This is a genomic window from Lysobacter claricitrinus, from assembly GCF_045866565.1.
In the GTDB taxonomy this organism is placed as follows: domain Bacteria; phylum Pseudomonadota; class Gammaproteobacteria; order Xanthomonadales; family Xanthomonadaceae; genus Cognatilysobacter; species Cognatilysobacter claricitrinus.
This window is the reverse complement of the sequence record NZ_BAAFZV010000010.1, coordinates 2,015-4,794: the sequence shown is the minus strand read 5'-3', so window position 1 is coordinate 4,794 and position 2,780 is coordinate 2,015. Positions and strand designations below refer to the sequence as shown.

Sequence of the window (2,780 nt, the reverse complement as noted above, 5' to 3'; positions counted from 1 at the left end):
ACTTCTCCATGGCGCCGCGCTCCCAACGCCTCGACCCGATCCTCCAGATCAAGCAACGCCAGCAGGATGAAGTGGCGCAGCAGGTGGCCGCGCGCGAAGCCGTGCATGCGGAGCAGAAGGCGCGACTGGAAGCGCTGCAGCGCTATTCGGCCGAATATTCGTCGACGCCCGAACANNAACAGGGTGCGACGTTCAACCCCGCGCTGCTGGCCAACCGCGTCGCCTTCCAGGCGAAGTTGCAGCAGGCGGTGACGCAGCAGTTGCAGGCGGTCGAGCGTTCGCGCGAAGCCACCGAAGTCGAACGTGCGCGGCTGATGCTCGCGAGCCGCGAAACGCACGTGCTGCAGAAGCTCGCCGCGAGTTATCGCAGCGAGGAAACGCGCGTCGCCGACCAGCGCTCGCAGAAGGAACTCGACGATCTCGCCAGCCGTCGCGTTCGCGCGGCGCTGGGCACCGAGGAACAGTCGTCATGAATATCGATCGTCCGTCCTCGACGCCGCAGGCGGTGACCGGCGCGGTGGCGCGCGCGTCGTCGAAAGCGCAGCACGACGCGCCGGAGTTCTCGTTCGATACGGGCGAGACGCCGCATGCCCCGGTCGAATCGCGACGGGAAATGCCGCGCGAACAGGTTGCGCAGAACGAGACACGACCACACGAGGCAACGCGCCCACGGCGCGACGATGCATCGCGCGGCGATGAGTCGACGCAGGCCGCGAACGCGAAGCCGCACGAGCGTGCCAACGCCGCTGCGCGTCGCGACGGCAAGCCGCAGGACAACGCGTCGGCCGACGACGCGAACGCCACGACGTCCACCACTGCCAGCGATGCCTCCGACGACACGGCGACCAAGGCCACGCGCGACGATGCACCTGCAACCGCGTCCACGCCCGACTCACTGCCGGATCGCATGCTCGCGTTGCTGACCGGCGACTGGGCCGCGACCGCTAAGCCCGCGCCAGTCGCGCCAACCGATGCAGCGACCACCGCACTGACGGGCACCCTGCCCGGCGCTACGGCGCTCCCATCCACCGCGCTTCCGACCGCGCTCGCAACAGCGCCACTTGCCGGCGCCGTGACGACCGCAACGGATGCCACGGCGTCCGCGACACCGAACGCATCACCGCCCACCGGCGCAGCCGGCATCGCGTTGCTGCAGGCGTTGTCGCCGGGTGCTGGTGCAACGAACGCGCAGCCTGCCGCCGCCACGCCGGCCGCCGATGCGTTCGCCGCACTCGCAGCGATGGCTGAAAGCAAGACCGATCGCACGGGCGCGGCGTCGTCCATCGACGGCTCGACCACCACCGCACCGGCCATCGCGTTCAACCCGCTGATGACGCGCGGCATGGATGTGCCGTCGACCGTTCGCGACGTCGTTGCGGCCTCGCCGCTGGCCGCGCCACTGTCGCTCGACGCCGATTTCGACGACGGCATGAGCCAGCGCATCACCTGGATGGCCGACCAGAAACTCGAGCACGCGGAAATCCGCGTCACGCCCGAAGCGCTCGGCCCGATCGACATCCGCCTGCAGATGGACGGGCATCGCGTCAACGCGCAGTTCCACGCGGCGCACGCCGACGTCCGCCGCGCCCTCGAATCCGGCATGGACCAGCTGCGCGACCTGCTCGGCCGCCAGGGCATGGAACTCGGCAACGCACAGGTCGGCAGCGGTGGGCGCCAGCCGGGTGACGGCCGCTCCACCGCCGCTTCCGGCGCCTTCCCCGGCGCGGGCGAGCTCGGCGCGGACGCGGAGCAGCAGGTGACGACGGTTCGCGTGCTGCGCTCGCGCGGCATCATCGACGAGTACGCGTAACCGGCGAGGCGTCGCGACCGACTGGTCGTAGCCGATAGATAACGACCTGTTGCCCGCGCGTTCGCAGCAGTACGCGCTGAGCATCGGCTCGACGACCGGCTGTATCGATCGCGGGCGCTAGGCCGCCTGGCCAGCCGCCTTCACGGGCCAAGCGTGACGGTGACCCCGATCGACGGCCTCCCGACGCGACCCCGTTCAGCCCGGCGTCAAAACCCCGTCGACCACGCTCCCAAACGCGGCACGGCATTTGCACGACCCGGGCGTACCCATGGAGTCGCCCGTGTCCGCCAAAGCCCCTGCCGCTCCGGTTGCCGCCCCTGAGGCGACCGAAGAGCCCAAGAAGAAGAGCAAGAAGAAGCTGATCATCATCGGCGTCGCCACCGCGCTGCTGCTTGGCGGCGGCGGTGCCGGCGCGTGGTGGTATTCGAGCAGCGCGCCGTCCAAGCACGAGGCCGCGAAGAAGCTGCCGACGCAGTACTTCGCAATGGACCCGTCGTTCGTGGTCAACCTCGCCGACACCGACACCGTGCGCTACCTGCAGGCCGACGTGCAGCTGGCCACGCGCGATCCCGAAACCCTCGCCGCGCTGCACGAGCAGGCGCCGGCCATCCGCAATCGCCTGCTGCTTCTGTTCGGGCAGCAGACCGCCGACCAGCTGGTGCAGCGAAGCGGCAAGGAGCGCCTGCAGGAACGCGCGCTCATTGAAGTGAAGTCGGTACTGAAGGACGAAGGCGCGCCGATGCGCGTCGACGCCGTGATCTTCACGAGCCTGGTCACCCAGTAAGGGACCCCGAATGAGCGCCGACCTGCTTTCACAGGACGAGATCGATGCCCTCCTCCACGGCGTGGACGCGGGGGCGATCGAGGTCGAGCCGCCGGCCGCTCCGGGCGAGGCGCGCAACTACGATTTCGCCAGCCAGGACAAGATCGTCCGCGGCCGGCTGCCGACGCTCGAGATGATCAACGAGCG

The 2,780-nt window shown here is 69.5% G+C and carries 3 protein-coding genes and 1 pseudogene; all 4 read left to right on the top strand.

From position 1 onward, the window contains the following. Nucleotides 1-8 precede the first annotated feature (8 nt). Nucleotides 9-473 carry a flagellar export protein FliJ gene (gene fliJ, locus ACKTTN_RS14520; protein WP_456237288.1) on the top strand — a complete coding sequence of 155 codons (465 nt, stop codon included), beginning with the start codon at nt 9-11 and terminating at the stop codon, nt 471-473. Beyond that, on the top strand, nt 470-1,810 hold the full coding sequence (locus ACKTTN_RS14515) for a flagellar hook-length control protein FliK (RefSeq protein WP_407910622.1): 1,341 nt from the start codon (nt 470-472) through the stop codon (nt 1,808-1,810). Before fliJ ends, ACKTTN_RS14515 begins: the two co-directional genes overlap by 4 nt. A 280-nt stretch (nt 1,811-2,090) precedes the next feature. Then, entirely contained in the window at nt 2,091-2,594 is a 504-nt protein-coding gene (locus ACKTTN_RS14510) for a flagellar basal body-associated FliL family protein (RefSeq protein ID WP_407910621.1), read from the top strand. A 10-nt stretch (nt 2,595-2,604) separates the two neighbouring features. Then, nucleotides 2,605-2,780 (top strand): annotated as a pseudogene (locus tag ACKTTN_RS14505) (flagellar motor switch protein FliM); the annotation flags it as partial.